This window comes from Aestuariivirga sp., from assembly GCF_020252395.1.
Lineage (GTDB): Bacteria > Pseudomonadota > Alphaproteobacteria > Rhizobiales > Aestuariivirgaceae > Aestuariivirga.
Genome location: NZ_JADCDB010000021.1, coordinates 17,644 through 31,849 on the forward strand (window position 1 = coordinate 17,644; position 14,206 = coordinate 31,849).

Annotated in this window: 17 protein-coding genes; 1 reads left to right on the forward strand and 16 read right to left on the reverse strand. The window is 69.0% G+C overall.

Annotated elements, in window-relative coordinates:
- Positions 1-53: 53 nt before the first annotated feature.
- Positions 54-923 (reverse strand): methylenetetrahydrofolate reductase, encoded by an 870-nt coding sequence (locus IOC82_RS10675; RefSeq protein ID WP_290546174.1) that lies wholly within the window; start codon positions 921-923, stop codon positions 54-56.
- A gap of 190 nt (positions 924-1,113) precedes the next feature.
- Between IOC82_RS10675 and IOC82_RS10680 the strand changes: the two genes are divergently transcribed.
- Entirely contained in the window at positions 1,114-2,103 is a 990-nt protein-coding gene (locus tag IOC82_RS10680) for a GlxA family transcriptional regulator (RefSeq protein ID WP_290546175.1), read from the forward strand.
- Here IOC82_RS10680 and IOC82_RS10685 read toward each other — a convergent pair.
- The 15 genes from IOC82_RS10685 to IOC82_RS10755 are packed head-to-tail and all read right to left on the reverse strand — an operon-like array spanning position 2,092 to position 14,198.
- Positions 2,092-3,459, reverse strand: coding sequence for a sensor histidine kinase (locus IOC82_RS10685; RefSeq protein ID WP_290546176.1), 1,368 nt, complete (start codon positions 3,457-3,459; stop codon positions 2,092-2,094). The genes IOC82_RS10680 and IOC82_RS10685 overlap by 12 nt on opposite strands.
- Positions 3,449-4,120, reverse strand: a complete 672-nt coding sequence (locus IOC82_RS10690) for a response regulator transcription factor (protein WP_290546177.1) — start codon at positions 4,118-4,120, stop codon at positions 3,449-3,451. Before IOC82_RS10690 ends, IOC82_RS10685 begins: the two co-directional genes overlap by 11 nt.
- Before the next feature lie 11 nt (positions 4,121-4,131).
- Positions 4,132-4,374, reverse strand: coding sequence for a PepSY domain-containing protein (locus IOC82_RS10695; RefSeq protein WP_290546178.1), 243 nt, complete (start codon positions 4,372-4,374; stop codon positions 4,132-4,134).
- 10 nt (positions 4,375-4,384) lie between these two features.
- The gene (locus tag IOC82_RS10700) at positions 4,385-4,870 is read right to left on the reverse strand and encodes a 3TM-type holin (RefSeq protein ID WP_290546179.1); all 486 of its coding nucleotides are present in this window, start codon (positions 4,868-4,870) and stop codon (positions 4,385-4,387) included.
- The gene (locus IOC82_RS10705; protein WP_290546180.1) at positions 4,870-5,538 is read right to left on the reverse strand and encodes a lysozyme; all 669 of its coding nucleotides are present in this window, start codon (positions 5,536-5,538) and stop codon (positions 4,870-4,872) included. Before IOC82_RS10705 ends, IOC82_RS10700 begins: the two co-directional genes overlap by 1 nt.
- Before the next feature lie 14 nt (positions 5,539-5,552).
- The gene (locus IOC82_RS10710; RefSeq protein ID WP_290546181.1) at positions 5,553-5,771 is read right to left on the reverse strand and encodes a hypothetical protein; all 219 of its coding nucleotides are present in this window, start codon (positions 5,769-5,771) and stop codon (positions 5,553-5,555) included.
- The gene (locus tag IOC82_RS10715) at positions 5,768-6,940 is read right to left on the reverse strand and encodes a DUF2793 domain-containing protein (protein ID WP_290546182.1); all 1,173 of its coding nucleotides are present in this window, start codon (positions 6,938-6,940) and stop codon (positions 5,768-5,770) included. Before IOC82_RS10715 ends, IOC82_RS10710 begins: the two co-directional genes overlap by 4 nt.
- On the reverse strand, positions 6,933-10,814 hold the full coding sequence (locus tag IOC82_RS10720; protein WP_290546183.1) for a glycoside hydrolase/phage tail family protein: 3,882 nt from the start codon (positions 10,812-10,814) through the stop codon (positions 6,933-6,935). Before IOC82_RS10720 ends, IOC82_RS10715 begins: the two co-directional genes overlap by 8 nt.
- Positions 10,814-11,245: an NlpC/P60 family protein gene (locus IOC82_RS10725; RefSeq protein WP_290546184.1), complete on the reverse strand. Its 432-nt coding sequence runs from the start codon at positions 11,243-11,245 to the stop codon at positions 10,814-10,816. The genes IOC82_RS10720 and IOC82_RS10725 overlap by 1 nt, the downstream gene beginning before the upstream one ends.
- Positions 11,245-12,126, reverse strand: coding sequence for a DUF2163 domain-containing protein (locus IOC82_RS10730; protein WP_290546185.1), 882 nt, complete (start codon positions 12,124-12,126; stop codon positions 11,245-11,247). Before IOC82_RS10730 ends, IOC82_RS10725 begins: the two co-directional genes overlap by 1 nt.
- Positions 12,123-12,746: a DUF2460 domain-containing protein gene (locus IOC82_RS10735; RefSeq protein WP_290546186.1), complete on the reverse strand. Its 624-nt coding sequence runs from the start codon at positions 12,744-12,746 to the stop codon at positions 12,123-12,125. The genes IOC82_RS10730 and IOC82_RS10735 overlap by 4 nt, the downstream gene beginning before the upstream one ends.
- A gap of 1 nt (position 12,747) precedes the next feature.
- Positions 12,748-13,296, reverse strand: a complete 549-nt coding sequence (locus tag IOC82_RS10740) for a phage tail tape measure protein (protein WP_290546187.1) — start codon at positions 13,294-13,296, stop codon at positions 12,748-12,750.
- Positions 13,293-13,472, reverse strand: coding sequence for a phage tail assembly chaperone (locus IOC82_RS10745; protein ID WP_366935672.1), 180 nt, complete (start codon positions 13,470-13,472; stop codon positions 13,293-13,295). Before IOC82_RS10745 ends, IOC82_RS10740 begins: the two co-directional genes overlap by 4 nt.
- Positions 13,469-13,783: a gene transfer agent family protein gene (locus tag IOC82_RS10750; RefSeq protein ID WP_290546188.1), complete on the reverse strand. Its 315-nt coding sequence runs from the start codon at positions 13,781-13,783 to the stop codon at positions 13,469-13,471. Before IOC82_RS10750 ends, IOC82_RS10745 begins: the two co-directional genes overlap by 4 nt.
- 1 nt (position 13,784) lies before the next feature.
- A complete protein-coding gene (locus tag IOC82_RS10755; protein WP_290546189.1) occupies positions 13,785-14,198 on the reverse strand; it encodes a phage major tail protein, TP901-1 family in 414 nt (137 codons plus the stop codon).
- Positions 14,199-14,206 lie beyond the last annotated feature (8 nt).

The window sequence follows — 14,206 nt, forward strand, 5'->3', positions numbered from 1 at the left end:
CATCATGGCCGGGACAAGCCCGGGCATGATGAAACCGAGAATGGGGAGGCGTGCTACTTCACCGTCTTCAGCCAGTCGAACAGCTTGTCGAAGCCACCGAACGGATAAAGGTGCGGGCCTGCTATGCCCAGCTCCGGCTGTTGGTAGTGCACCTGGGCTAACCCTGCCACGAAATCATCCGGCGTGTTCACGGTGAGCAGCTTGGCAATATTGAGCGCCTGCTTCCTGATGAAGCGGGCGGAATTTCCCACGCCGCACATGGCGGCGTATTTCGCCAGCGTCTTGATCGTCGCCGGGCCGGGGATGCCCACGTAAATGGGAAGGTCGATGCCCTCGGCGCGCAGGCCCTTGGCCCATTCCGTCACCGGCCCGGCCTCGAACAGGAACTGCGTGGCGATGAAGCCCTGAAGGCCATTGGCCTTGAGATAAGCCTGCTTCGCCTTCAGCGCCTTCAGAAGCACCGCCTCGCCATGGACCTTGGTGATGTCCGGGTTGCCCTCGGGGTGGCCGGCAAGGCCAAGCGTCTTCACGCCATTGGCCTGGAACACGCCGGTCTGCATCAGCTGGATCGCCGCGTCATATTGGCCGATGGGTTCCGGCGCACCGCCGCCCAGCACCAGCATGGTGTCGGAGCCGGCGTCCGCCAGCGCCTTGATGCGGGCGCGGAGGCCGGCCTCGTCATTCACGAAGCGGGCCGGCACATGCGGCACCGGCCGGAAGCCCGCGGCGTTGATCTGCTTCACCGCCTCGATTTGGGCGGCAAGGTCACCCGCATCGATGAGGGCCACGAAGACGCGGCAGCCGGGCGCCAGCTTCTCCTTCAGCAGCGGCAGCTTCTCCACCTGCTTCGGCGTGATCTCGATCGAGGACAGGCGCAGGAAGGAGGCGGTGGAGGATCCGGCGGCGGCGATCGGGGCATTCATGGGAAACGGGCTCCGTTAGGGTGGCCGGAGATTGCGCCAGCCGCCTGCCCCCCGCCCGGATGTTTGCGACCCCGCCATGATGAATGCGACCGGCTCCATCGGGCCGTGTCGTTTTCCGTCTGCGACATGACGCTGGTGGACAAGGCCGGAACTTTGCGCAAAATCGGTCAAAACAGGAGCTCGCGCCCGCATGTTCGGCGATTCGCCCAGGCAATTGCCCCAGCACATGGCCGTCGTCGTGGTGCCGGAATTCACCATGATGCCGGTAACCTCGGCCATCGAGCCGCTGCGGATCGCCAACCGCATGTCGGAAAAAACCCTCTACAAGTGGACCATGCATTCGCTGGACGGCCAGCCCGTCGCCGCCTCCAACGGTATCCTCGCCATGGTGGACGGCGACCTGCCGTCGATCCCGGAGGATGCCACCATCCTCGTCTGCGCCGGCCTCGACGTGCAGCGCCACACGGACAAGCGGCTGGTCGCCTGGCTGCGCAAGGTGGCGCGCAAGGGGCTGAACATCGGCGCCGTCTGCACCGGCGCCCATATCCTCGCCGAAGCGGGCCTTCTCGACGGCTACAAGTGCACCATTCACTGGGAGAACATGCCGGGCTTCACCGAGGCCTTTCCGGAGCTCGACGCCACCGGCGGCCTGTTCGAAATCGACCGTGACCGTTTCACCTCCGCCGGCGGCACCACCGCGCTCGACATGATGCTGACCCTCATCGCCAGCCAGCACGGGCCGGAACTCGCGTCCGCCGTGGCGGAGGGGATCCTGCACTCGCCCATCCGCCACCACAGCGAACACCAGCGCATGTCGCTTCCCGCCCGCATCGGCGCGCGGCACCCCAAGCTCGTCGGCATTATCGAGGAGATGGAACAGAACCTCGAAGAGCCGCTTTCGCCGTCGATTCTCGCCAAGCAGGCGGGCCTCTCCACCCGCCAGCTCGAACGCCTGTTCCGCCGCTATCTCGACCGCAGCCCCAAGCGCTATTACCTCGAACTCCGCCTCAAGAAGGCGCGCTCGCTGCTGCTGCAGACCGGCATGTCGGTGATCAACGTGGCGCTGGCCTGCGGCTTCTCGTCGCCCTCGCACTTCTCCAAGTGCTACCGCGCCTTCTATGGCCGCACACCCTACCGCGAGCGCGGCATCCCGGTGATCGAGGGATCGTCAGAATGCTGAGGGCAGCATCACCACGGCCCGCAGCCCGCCAAGTGCCGCGTCCTCCAACTGCACGCCGCCGCCATACATGCCCGCCGTCTCACGCACGATCGCGAGGCCAAGGCCGGAGCCCGGCTTGGTCTCGTCCAGCCGCTGGCCGCGTTGCAGCGCCGCGGCGCGTTGGCCGGGCGGCAGGCCCGGCCCGTCATCCTCGACTGTGATGGACAGCCGGCCACGGCCGGATGCGGCGCCCTGCGGCCGCGCCGATACCACAACCCGCTTCGCCGCCCACTTACAGGCATTGTCCATGAGATTGCCCACCATTTCCTCGAGGTCCTGCCGCTCGCCGCGGAACCTGAGGCCATCGGGACAGTCGACGGTGACGCTCACACCCTTGTCACGGTTGATGCGTTCCAACGTGCGGGCCAGCGCGTCCAGCACCGGCTTCACCTCCGTCACCGCGCCCAGCCCCCGGGCGCGGGCGGCGCGCCGGGCGCGGTCGAGATAGAGATTCACCTGGTCGCGCATCAGGCCCGCCTGCTCCGTCACCTTGGCGGCAAGCGTTGTGCCCTGCCCCGAGGCCTCATTCGTCAGCACGCTGAGCGGCGTCTTCAGCGCATGGGCCAGGTTGCCGACCTGCGTGCGCGCCCGCTCCACGATCTCGGCATTGGACTGGATGAGAAGGTTGAGCTCCTCGGCAACGGGCCGGATCTCGGCGGGATATTCGCCTTTCAGCTCGCTCGCCCCGCCGTGGCGGATTGCCAGCAGGTTGGCCTGCAGGGCGCGCAGCGGACGCAGCCCGAAGCGCACCTGCACGAAGACGGCGAGCGCCAGCCCCAGCGCCAGCAGCACGAGGCTCGTCACCAGCGCTTGGTTGAAGCTGCGCGCCTCGGCCGCCAGCTCGTCGTAGCTCCCCGCCACCAGCACTGAAAATGCCCCCGTGCCGCCCGGCAGCGTGAACGCCTGCCCGATGGCCCGCAAGGTGACGCCCCGCGCGTCCGTGAGATAGAAGGCCCGCGCGCCGTTCCTGCCGGCGAGATCCGGCGGCACGGGCAAACGCCGTTCGAGCAGGGAATTCGAGGCCAGATCCTTCGCGCCCGGCGGCGCGTCCAACGGCGTCACCTGCCAGTACCAGCCTGACAGCGGCAGGCCGAAGCGCGGGTCGGCGATGGCGCTGGAGAGCCGCGGCGCCCCCTCCGGCGTCACATCGATGTTGGCCAGAAGCCCGTCGAGCACGGCGTGCAACCGCTGGTCGAAATTGCGTTCGAGTGCTGCGGTGAACAGGCTTGCCAGCAGGAGGCCCGTGGCGGCAAGCAGCACGAGACTCACCAGCAATGATGACAGGATGAGCCGGCCCGACAGCGAGCTAGGGCGCATCGTCCGGCTCGTTGACCGTATAGCCCATGCCGCGGACGGTATGCAGAACGTCGGCGCCCAGCTTCTTGCGAAGCCGCCCGACGAAAACCTCCACCGTGTTGGAGTCGCGGTCGAAGTCCTGGTCATAGAGATGCTCGACGAGCTCCGTGCGCGACACCACCTTGCCCTTATGGTGCATCAGGTAGGAGAGCAGCCGGAACTCCAGCGAGGTGAGCTTCACCGGCATGCCGTCAACACTCACGCGCGAGCTCTTCGTATCGAGCACCACAGGCCCCACCGAAAGCTCGCTCGTGGCATGCCCCGCCGCGCGGCGCACCAGCGCGCGGATGCGCGCCAGCACTTCTTCCATGTGGAAGGGCTTGGCGACATAGTCATCGGCGCCGGCATCGAAGCCCGCCACCTTGTCGGACCAGCGGTCGCGCGCGGTCAGGATCAGCACCGGCATCTTGCGCCCGGCGCGCCGCCATTTTTCGAGAACGCTCACCCCGTCGATGATCGGAAGGCCGAGATCGAGCACCACCGCGTCATAGGGTTCGGTGTCGCCGAGGAAATGCCCCTCCTCGCCATCCTTTGCGGCATCGACCGCATAGCCCGCATCCTCCAGCGCCGAGACGAGCTGGCGGCGCAGGTCGGGATCATCCTCGACGACGAGAAGGCGCATGCGTTTCCCCGCTACTGAGACACCGCGCCGGTCGTAGCGTCAACCAGCACCTGGATCACCGCGCCGTCCTGCTTCAGCCGCACGACATAGTGATCGCCATCGAGCTTCACACCCAAAGCCTCGGCCCCCGGCGCCGCCTGCAGCGCCAGCTTCACGGCGTCCGACGGCGCCACCTGCTGGGCCAGCGCCGGCGCCGCCCAGAGGGCGGCGGCCAGCAGCGCGGCTGCGGCAGTTCTGGTGCGGTTCGCGATCATGTCGAGTGTCCTATCCCTTCGTATCTGAACTGCGCATGAATGGAAATCCCGCCCGGCGCGGGGTGCTCGCAGGGCTCGCGGCGCCGGCTATCTTCTCCAGCGTCCGGCCGCCGATATAGCCGCCGGCGCCGACGGTGAGAAACTGCCAGAAGCCCTCGGGAAGCGACTGCCAGCGCGGCTCGAAGGCAACGCGGTGCCCGGCGATCAGGTCCGCCAGCGGCAGCACGAAGCCCATCAGCAGCAGGAAGCCCATCAGAAGCAGCATCAAGAGCGGCCGCCAGCTGCGGCTCAGCCAATGCGCGGAGTTGGTCTCGGCCATCACCACGCCGGCGCCCAGTTCCGCCGTGCGCTGGAAATAGCCGAGCGTCTGGCGCTCGATTTCGGCGGCAAGCTTCCGCTTCAGCTCGGCGTCCGCCACATAGGCATCGAGGATCTTGGCGAGCGGCCCCTGCACGAGGCCCAGCGCCAGCTGCGCGGCAACGGCGGCCGGGACCATTACGCCACCGTCCCGGCCGCCGGCCTGCGCCAGCGCCAGGAGGCATAGGCCCCCGCCGCCAGCACGGCCACCACGAGCACCACCACACTCACCCACGCGGGAAGCGCATGCGCCGCACTCACCGCCACCGCCGTGCCGCCCACCACCGCGCCCGCATGGCGCAGGCGCCGCCCGGCCTCCACACTCTTCGGCGCGCCCGTCGCGCCACGCCCCGCCTGCGGCGGCGTTTCGGACAAGAAGAGTTCGGCCTCCGCCGCGCGCCGCCGCTCGAGGCCGGGCAGCACGCGGCCGCCAGCCTTCACCCACAGCCGCAGCCTGGCGGGCACATCATGCAAGCGCCCGGCATTCACCGCCTTCAGAACCGAGGACTTGCGAAATGCCGGGATGCCCACATTATAGGCGAAGCTCACGAGGGCGGAGAACTGTGCGGCACTCACCTCGCGCGCCAGCAGCGCGCCCACCTCGCCGGCGAAGCGCTGCACGTCGTCCTTGAGGATGCGGTTCGCCTCCTCTTCGCCCAGCTGCATGCCGGCCCGCACCGCCGGCGGCCCGGCTTGCGATGTGTGGCCATAGCCGATGGTCCACACCCCCGCCGGGCAGCGATAGGCAGCGGCCCTGAACCCCTCGAAGCGCTTGATCAGCGCCAACCCCTCTTCCGTCACCTGCATTGCCGTCTCCTGTTCTAGATATTGTTGATCAGCAGCGCATGCACCACGCGTGACAGCAGCGCCCCGAAGGTGACCGAGAAGCCGATCACCAGGGTCAGCGTCTTCCAGCCGCCGCGCGCCGTGACCAGCGCGTCGCGGATCTCGCGCACGTCCTGGCGCATGGCGTGGATTTCCTGCTCCACGGTCTGCATGCGCGCCTCCAGCGCGCCCACGTCACGTTCGATGGTGGTCATGCGAGGTTGTCCAGCCGGGCCTGGACGAGGGCAACGGTCCAGGCAGCGCCCGTTCCGGCATTCACCGACACGCCGATGGTTGCGTTCGCAATCCCGCTGTCGAAACTGACCGGGCCCGCGCGCCGCACCGGACCCGGAACGTTGGAGAGTCCGCCGGACGCGCCCGTGTGGGCGAGCGACGAGACAACCTGTATTGCCGCGGCCGCTCCGGTCGCGCGAACGGTGGCTTCGATGGTGAAACGTCCGTCATCCGCGGCGGCGGTCTGCGCCGGAAAGCTCATGGCAGCCAACGCAAGGTCGGTGACGGCGGCGCCCGAACCGAAACGCAGTGTGATGACCGGCGTGACCAGGCCCGCCGCCGTCTTGCTCGCATCGAAGGTTAGCGCATAGCGCGTGCCCGGCTTCAGCCGGCCGGGCGGTATGGCGATGGCGGAGCCGGCGAGATAAGTGTCCGCCGCGAAGCCCGGGCCCTGGTTGGCGAGCGACTGGGCATAGAGCACGGCGGGCGGCGCCTGGGTCTGCGGCGTGTTGGGCAGGCTCACCGCGCCACTCGCCCGGTCGATCGCCAGTGCGGTTCGCCACACCGCGCCATCGCCGCTCACATTGATGCGGAAATCCTCGGAGCCCGTCAGCCCCATCTCGGCACGGCCCGACCAGTTCGACTGGTAGAGCAGCGAGGCCGTGTCGCCCGCCGCATTCTTGTTGAGCTTGAGGCGATGGTCATTGCCGGCATGGTTGAAGAGTGTCGCGGGCGAGGACACCACGAGCCGGTTCACGTCATCGGCGGCCGCATTGACGCCGACACGCGTCACATTGGCGAGCTCGGTGATGGTGAAGGGCTCGCGCCAGGTCGCACCGTCGAAGGCGAGCAGCTTGCCCTCCGCCTCGACCCACAGCCGCCAGCCCTTGCGCGGGTTGAGGAACACCCAGCCGCCGCTCTGCGCCAGTGCGACCAGCCCCTGCTGCCCGGCCCATGCGCCCGACGGCGATGCGGCGACAAGATAGCGGTCGCCATCCGCCGGCGCGACAGGGGGCGCGGCCAGGCTGCGCGAGATGACGGAGAGATGGATCAGCGCATCGAGCCGCAGCAGCGCCTCGTTGTGGGTTACGTGCTTTTGCGCCTGCGCGGCGGCAAGCAGCGGGAGGGAAAGCAATGGCGTATCAGACATAGAGGGTCTCCTGCACGGCGGCGCCGGCGCCGAATGACGATGAAAGCTGCGCCACGCGCAGCGTGAAACTGTTGGTCCCGGGTCCAAAGTCCGCGGCGATGTCGGCGGCGCGATAGAGCCATTGGCTCTCTCCCACCGCCACGCTGCGCCGCACCGCGGCCCCCGCGAGCACGTCGATGCGATAGGCCTCGCGCTCCTCGGCGAGCGGTATTTCGCTGGCCTCCCAGCTATCGCCGCCGATGCGGCTGCGCCGGATCCAGCTCACCCGCACATCGGCGCCCTGCCGCGCCGCCTTCAACCGCACCGGGGCGAGCGGCCGCAGGCCGAGCAACGCGCTGCGCAGCGTGACGCTGGCCTGCGCCTGCGCAAAGTCGCCCTCGGACGGGCCCACCTGCCAGCTCTGTTCCAGCCCCGCCTGTGCGAGACTGAGGACCGGCTGCACCACCGCCTGATCGAGCAGCACGAAGCGCTCGCCCGCTGGGCGCAGCGCCCGCATCTCGGGTTCGGAACCGAACTGCCCGCGCAGCAGCAGCGACAACCGCCAGCTCTGCACGCCAACCAACTCGGCGCCGGCAAATTGGACGATCTCCCAGCCCGTGGCCATCGAACCGACGGCCGCCAGATTGGCGCCCTGCAGAAGCTCGTCGAGGCCCGCCGGGAACACCGCGCCCGAGCTCAGCCGCACGGTGGCCCCCGGCCCGCGGTCGAGGCAGCCCAGGGGCCCGGCGGCAAGCGGTGTCAGCAGCACGCCCATGCTAGCGGCGGCGCCGATCGCGCGGTTGAAGCTGAGGCTGGCCTTGCCCGTCCGGCGGTAGAGCGACAGTTCGCCCGGCCACGGCGTGGCCGCCGCCGCGATCCACGGCGCGTGCGCCTGGACGCTGTCGTCCGCGAGGGCAAGGTCCATCGCCTGGACGGCGGGCGGCCCGTAAATCACCGCCGTCTCGGCGGACTGGCCGCGGCCCGGCGCATCGGCGGGTTCCTGCACGGCGCGGTCGAAGCTCCGTCCACGGATCTTCCGCAGATTGCCCTCGGCCATCTCCTCGATGCGCAGCAGGTAACTCCCGTCATCGAGGCTGAGCGCAAGGACATCGCCCGGCTCCAGCGCGAGCTGCGATGGCGGCAGGGCCAGCTCCACCGTCTCGCGGCCCGCCCAGGCCTCCTGCAGCAACACTTGGGCCCGCTTCTGCGCCTCGGCCTGGGTCACCGCGGCGGGCAGTTCGATGAGGCCGTCGCGCCGCGCCGCGCCCCCGGTCTGCTTGGCCTCCGCCACGGCGAGGCGATAGTCGAGGCCCGCCTCCAGATAAGAGAGCTTGACCGCCGCCGGCAGATCCGTTTCCTGCGCCCTGGTGATGCGGTAGAGCGGCGCCTCCGCATTCGCCTCCGCCAGCCCGCCGGGCGTCAGCGCCGTCACCGCGGCGGATTTCCGCATGAAGACGCGCAGCCCCCCGCCGCTTTCCACCGCATCGAGGCCCATGGCCCGCATCAGCCCTTCCAGCGCGTCGCGGCCCGGCATCACGCGGTCGATCGCGAAGCCCGCGACCATGCCCTCGACAGCCGAGACGTCCACATCGTCGAGCCCATAGCTCCGCATCACCTCGGCGACGAGGCCGCCCAGCGGCACGATGCCGGCGCGCCCGTTCAGCCAGTGGCCGCGCTCATAGTTCAGCGCATCGGCCCACAGGTCGTCGCGCGCCGGAAACTGCGGAAAGGGCCGCGCATCCCAGGCCCACAGGAAGATGCGCGCGGCGTTCACCATGCGCTGGCCATCCACCGCGGAGGCGGGGTTGTTCGCTGGGTCGGACCAGTATTCGTCGAGCGCCGTCACATGACGGGCCTGCATCAGGTCGTCGCGCGCGCCGCTCGAGAAGGGCGGCAGGCGCGACTCGGCCGACTTGGCGTCGATGAAGGCATTGGGTTCGTTCGATCCCTTGTCCACCGCGGCGCAGCCCGCCTCGGTGAACCAGATGGGCTTCGACTGCGGCGTCCAGCCGGTGGGCGTGGCGCTCTCGACGCCGCCAGGGCGATTGTAATGGCGGTTCGTCCACCAGCCCTTCAGGTCCTTGCGGCGGAACACCCAGGGCTTGGCATAAGCGCCGTCGCCGATCGGCGTGCGCAGCTGCAGCGCGCGGTCGGCGGCGCTGGCATAATACCAGTCGAAATACTCGCCGCCCGCGATATTGGCCATGAGGTAGCGGGTGTCATAGACCGAAGTCCACCCTGCCAGGCGGTCGCGGTGGCTCTCGCCGTCGCGCCAGTCGGCGAGCGGCAGGTAATTGTCGAGGCCGATGAATCCCACCTGCGGCAGCGACCAGAAGGGATCGAGGTGGAAGAACACGTCGCCCGTGCCATCCGCCGGCTGGTGGCCGGACCATTCGCTCCAGTCCGCGCCGTAGGACACCTGGGCCAAGGGCAGGATGGCCTTCACCTCCTGCGCCAGCTGCATCAGCGCGGCAACGAAGGGAAAGCCGTTGGCCTCCCGCCGCAGAGTGGTCAGTCCCGTGAGTTCGCTGCCGATCAGAAACGCGTCGACGCCGCCCGCCAGCGCGCAGAGCTTCGCATAATGCAGGATCATGCGGCGGAAGCTCCACTCGGGCGGCCCGGAATAGGTCACGCTGGCGCCCGCCGCGGTGAAGTGCTGCGGTTGCGCCTGGCCCACAAAGGCGGCGATCTCGGCCGCCGCGGCTGGGGTCTTGTCGGGCGATCCGGCGCGCCCCGGCGCCGCCGCGCCGGTGATGCGCCCGCGCCACGGGTAGGCCGCCTGTTCGGCCCCGCCATAAGGGTCGGGCAGCGCATTGCCGGGTGCGATGTCCATCAGCACGAAGGGATGGAACATCACCTTCAGCCGCCGCGCCTTCAGCTCCGCGATGGCGCGGAGCACCGAGGCATCGGAAGGCGTGCCGCCGAAGGCGGGTTCGCCGTCGCGGCGGCTCACCACATAGGCCGCGCCACGTGCCACGCCGCTGACGCTCCAGGCGGAAGGGGAGGTCTGCTTGCCGGCAGTCTCCACCCCGGGCTGGACGCGGCAATTCCCGCAGCGCAGGTCGTTGCCGAACCACGCCACCACCAGCGAGGCGGCGGCGGCCTTGCGGCAGGTCGCCTTCAGCTGGTCCAGCGACACGCTGAAATCGCTGTCCACGGCGGAGGCATGGGCGTTTTCCGCCGCCGTCACGCCCTCTTCCGCCTGGCGCGTCACGATCTCCGTGTCATAGCCGAACTCGGTGGAGCCGGGGATGATGTTCACCGCCTTCACATGGCTTTCCATGCCGCCCACCCCTTTCATCACCTCGAAGGAGAGTTGCGGCAGGCGGTTGCCGAAGCCGGCGAGCGGCAGCTGCTCGAACACCACATAGGCAAGCCCGCGATAGGCCGGCGCCTTGCCCTGGCCCTCGATGGCGGCGATCAGGCTGTCGGCCTCCTGGGTTTCGCTGCCGGTGTAGATGCGCGCCGTCACGCCACGCAGGTCGAAGGGCCGGCCATCCGCCCAGACGCGGCCGATGCGGTCGATCTCGCCCTCGCACAGGGCAACCGCGAAACTGGCGGAATAGCTGTAGGTCTTCACTTTGCCGCCGCTGCCGCCGCCACCGCCCTTGCCGCCCTCGGTTTTCGTCTTCTCGATGAAGTCGGTGGCCCAGATCACCTGCCCCGCCACCCGCATGCGCCCCCACAGCCGCGCGATGGGCGCGCCCTCGGTGGAGGCCATGACGCGCAGGTCCGTGAGCCGCGGCCCCTTGGCGGTGCGCGCGCCGCCGAACAGCTTTTCGTCGATGAAGCTCCCGGCCACCGCGCCCAGCGCGCGGCCGATCATGCCGCCCACGGGTCCCCCCAGCAACGTGCCGAGGCCCGTTCCCACCGCCTGCAGAACCACCGTCGCCATCACGCGCCTCCCGGAAAGCGGAAGGCGAAGGCCAGGCGGCGCAGCCACCAGGCCGACAGCGCCACCTCCGCCACGGCAGCGCCCTCCTGCGCATGCACCATGGCGCCGCCCGGCGCCGCAATGCCGCAATGCTTGGCCGGCAGCCGCGGCCGCCAGCGGAACAGCAGCACGTCGCCGGAGCGATAGTCTGTACACGGTATTTCTGTCAGGTGCCGCCGCGCCGCCTCCGCCATCGCTTCGCCGCCGCCCATCTCGGCCCAGCCAGGCTGGTAGGGAGGCGGCGTTTCCGGCTCCTCGCCCACCACCTCCCGCCACACGCCGCGCACGAGGCCCAGGCAATCCGTTCCCACGCCCTTCAGGCTCGCCTGGTGCAGGTAGGGCGTGCCGATCCAGCCGCGCGCCGCGGCCACGATCCTGTCCTCAGCCGCCATCAGCCTTTTCCTTTCGTCTTTTTCTGCCTCACCGCGTAACCCAGAACGAAATCGTCGCCCGGCATATGCGGGAAGCCGCGGAAATTGGCCGCGTTGTTGAACTTCGCGCGGCAGGTGGAAAACTGCTTGTCGCAGCCCGCCCGCAGAACGAGCCGGTCGCCCGCCGCGGCGTCGAACAGCAGCGGCTGCCACAGCTCGATGCTCGCCAGCGCGCCGGCCACGCGGTGGAATTTGATGACGCCGCCACGCCCGGCATTGGCCCCGGTGGCGAAGGCGAGCGTGCCATGGGCGAAGAAGCCCGCCGCGAAGCCCGCCGCCCCGCTCACCTCGAGAACCCGCCGCTCGCGGCAGGCATTGAGCTGAACCGCGGCGGCGAAATCGGGGTTGCCGAGGTCCACTCCGCAGCGCGCATCGCCCAGCACCGCGTCGCAGCCATACTGGTACAGCCGCCCGCGCGGCTCGTTCAGCACATGTGTAAGCCCGCGCAGCTCGGCGCTGAAAAAGCCGCGCCCGCGCGTCACCTCGCCCACATGGCCCTTCTTCAGCAGCACGCGCTGGCTCACGTCCTGCCAGTTGACGCGCCACAGCTCCACCGCGGCATTGTCGAAGTCCCCGGCCTTCAGCCGCGCCTCGCTCAAGCGCGCGGAGGAGAGAGCGCCCGCGGCCTCGAGATTGTCCACCGACAAGCCCAGCGAGGATTCGATCTCGCTGGCCGCGAAACCCGCCTCCGCCTCATAGGCCGTGCCGTCGATGACGAGATCGCGGTCATGGTCGGTGAAGCCCAGCACCTCGCCGCTCTTCAGCGCCACCCGCCAGCAATGGCAGAGCGTGGTGGCGCCGCTGGCCAGATGTTCAGCCATGCCATTGGGAATCTGCCTCATGCGCGGATCTCCACGATGGGAATGTCAGGAATGTCGCCGCCCGCGAATTGCGCAAGGTTGATCCGCAGCTCGTCCGTGTCGAAGCGCACCGGCACGTCGAAGCAGAAGCCCGCCGTCACAGGGGCCCCGGCAGCGGGTGCTGTGGCAAGCGTCACCAGCCCGGTCAGCGCATCGAGCGTGAAGCCTGTCACCGCTTGCCCCCCGACGGCGATGCGAACGCTTCCCCCCACCGGCTTGGTGATGGTGCGGAGATAATCGCGCAGGCCCGAGCCATAGCGCTTCACCAGCTGGAAACTCCTTGTGGCGCCATCGCCCGTGCCGATCGCCTGGTCGAGCGGCGTCACCGCCGCGGCGGGCGCGCCGGATTTGAAGTCGAGATGGTCCTTCCAGCGGAAGCCGTGCAGCCTGCCGCGCCGCTCCTCGAAAAAGGCGACCACCAGGTGAATGTCGTCCAGTGACTTTACGCCAAAGCCCGCATTGTAGCGCCGGCGCGATTGGGCCCAGCGGCTGTTGCGCTCTTCAGCGCCCGAGCCCGTCACCACGATTTCGGTGCGGCGCTCAGGCCCCCCTGAACTGCCGCGCGAGATGGAAGTCGGAAAGCGGACGTCATCGAAGCTCATGTCACAGGTTCCTCTGTCCGCGCGCCACGGCCCGCGCGATCATCGCCGAGACCTGGGATTGCGAGCCGTGGAAGCTCTGCGCATCGGGCGTGGAGATGTTCACCGTCACGTTCGCGCCGCCGCCGCGCACGCCCAGCTTGCCGTCCGCCCCGCGCGCCAGCGGCATGATCGCCTCCGGCCCCGCCTCGCCCATCAGCCCCGCAGCCCCGCGCATCGCGAAGAGGGTTGGCGAATTGACAATGCCGCCATCGGCGAAGGGAATGACGCGCCCGCCGGAGAAAGCATTGCCGCCGGCATTCTTCATCAATCCGCCCGTCAGCCCGCCGAGCAGCGAGCCCAGGGGCTTCAGCGCCGCCGACAGCGCCATGCGGGCGAGCGACAGCGCGAGGCCCTTCAGCACGTCGGACAGGTTTTTCCCCTGCACGGCGGCGCTGGCGAAGGCCGTCACCATGCGGCTGCCCACGCTTTCCGCCAGATGGTCGAGATCGGTGAGCTGGCCCTTCAGCACTTCGGCCTGGCCGCTCATCTGGTCGAGCTTGTCACTGGTCATGTCTCATCCGGAAATTGTTCGAGGAGTTGGTCGAGCACATCACGCGGCAGCGTGGCGCGCGGTGTCCTGCCGAAGGCCGCCGCGATTTCGCGCGGGGTCGCCGCCCAGAAGTCGCGCGGGCTCAGGCGCAGCGTGCCGAGCCCCATGGCCATCATCGGCCCCCAGGGGAACTTCACGTCTCACCCGCGAAGGTCGCGCGCAGGAGCCTGACGACGATCGACAGGAAGCCCTGCGCCCCGCCCTCGGCCCGCATGTCCGCGACCTGTTCGTCGCTCACCACGTTTCCGGCCCCGCGCAGTCCCGCGCCGATCACGCGGATCGCGTCGCTGGCGCCGATCTTGCCGGCCTCGAAGCGCTGCGCGATGGCGATCAGGTCCTCGCCGCCATAGGCATGTTCGAGTTCGGCCAAGGCGCCCAGCGTCAGGCACAGCACATATTTGCGGCCGGATAGTTCGGCCTCGATCTCGCCCCGGTGTGCATTGGCCATGTCACACCCCCGCGAAACTGATTTCGCCGGCGGATTCGAGCGCGAGGTCGAAGCTCACCTCGCCGTCATGCCGGCCGGCGAATTCCAGGCTGGCGATCTGGAACGGCCCGGTCAGCGTGCCGAAATCCGGCACCACCACCTGCCAGTTCCGAATGCTCCCCGCGAAGAACAGCGACCGGATCGCCGCATCCGACGCCGCATCCTTGAAGATGCCAGAGCCCCGGATCGCCGCCGACTTGATCCCCGCGCCGCTAAGCAGCTCCCGCCACTGGTTGGGCGAGTCCTGGTTCGTCGCATCCACCGTCCCGGCATTGAAGCTGATCTGATTGCTGCGCAAGCCCGCCACCGCGGCAAAGCTTCCCGTTCCCGCCGCATCGAGCTTCAGCAGCAGGTCACGCCCTTTCTGAGCACCCATGTCTTTCT

Bases quoted from the DNA above. Each gene is read 5' to 3' on its own strand.
- IOC82_RS10710 (WP_290546181.1), bottom strand. From the start codon at position 5,771: ATGACCACCATCGAACGTGACGTGGGCGCGCTGGAGGCGCGCATGCAG.
- IOC82_RS10715 (WP_290546182.1), bottom strand. From the start codon at position 6,940: ATGTCTGATACGCCATTGCTTTCCCTCCCGCTGCTTGCCGCCGCGCAG.
- IOC82_RS10750 (WP_290546188.1), bottom strand. From the start codon at position 13,783: ATGGCCAATGCACACCGGGGCGAGATCGAGGCCGAACTATCCGGCCGC.
- IOC82_RS10730 (WP_290546185.1), bottom strand. From the start codon at position 12,126: ATGAGGCAGATTCCCAATGGCATGGCTGAACATCTGGCCAGCGGCGCC.
- IOC82_RS10705 (WP_290546180.1), bottom strand. From the start codon at position 5,538: ATGCAGGTGACGGAAGAGGGGTTGGCGCTGATCAAGCGCTTCGAGGGG.
- IOC82_RS10740 (WP_290546187.1), bottom strand. From the start codon at position 13,296: ATGACCAGTGACAAGCTCGACCAGATGAGCGGCCAGGCCGAAGTGCTG.
- IOC82_RS10690 (WP_290546177.1), bottom strand. From the start codon at position 4,120: ATGCGCCTTCTCGTCGTCGAGGATGATCCCGACCTGCGCCGCCAGCTC.
- IOC82_RS10675 (WP_290546174.1), bottom strand. From the start codon at position 923: ATGAATGCCCCGATCGCCGCCGCCGGATCCTCCACCGCCTCCTTCCTG.
- IOC82_RS10725 (WP_290546184.1), bottom strand. From the start codon at position 11,245: ATGGCGGCTGAGGACAGGATCGTGGCCGCGGCGCGCGGCTGGATCGGC.
- IOC82_RS10720 (WP_290546183.1), bottom strand. From the start codon at position 10,814: ATGGCGACGGTGGTTCTGCAGGCGGTGGGAACGGGCCTCGGCACGTTG.
- IOC82_RS10680 (WP_290546175.1), top strand. From the start codon at position 1,114: ATGTTCGGCGATTCGCCCAGGCAATTGCCCCAGCACATGGCCGTCGTC.
- IOC82_RS10735 (WP_290546186.1), bottom strand. From the start codon at position 12,746: ATGAGCTTCGATGACGTCCGCTTTCCGACTTCCATCTCGCGCGGCAGT.
- IOC82_RS10695 (WP_290546178.1), bottom strand. From the start codon at position 4,374: ATGATCGCGAACCGCACCAGAACTGCCGCAGCCGCGCTGCTGGCCGCC.
- IOC82_RS10755 (WP_290546189.1), bottom strand. From the start codon at position 14,198: ATGGGTGCTCAGAAAGGGCGTGACCTGCTGCTGAAGCTCGATGCGGCG.
- IOC82_RS10700 (WP_290546179.1), bottom strand. From the start codon at position 4,870: ATGGTCCCGGCCGCCGTTGCCGCGCAGCTGGCGCTGGGCCTCGTGCAG.
- IOC82_RS10685 (WP_290546176.1), bottom strand. From the start codon at position 3,459: ATGCGCCCTAGCTCGCTGTCGGGCCGGCTCATCCTGTCATCATTGCTG.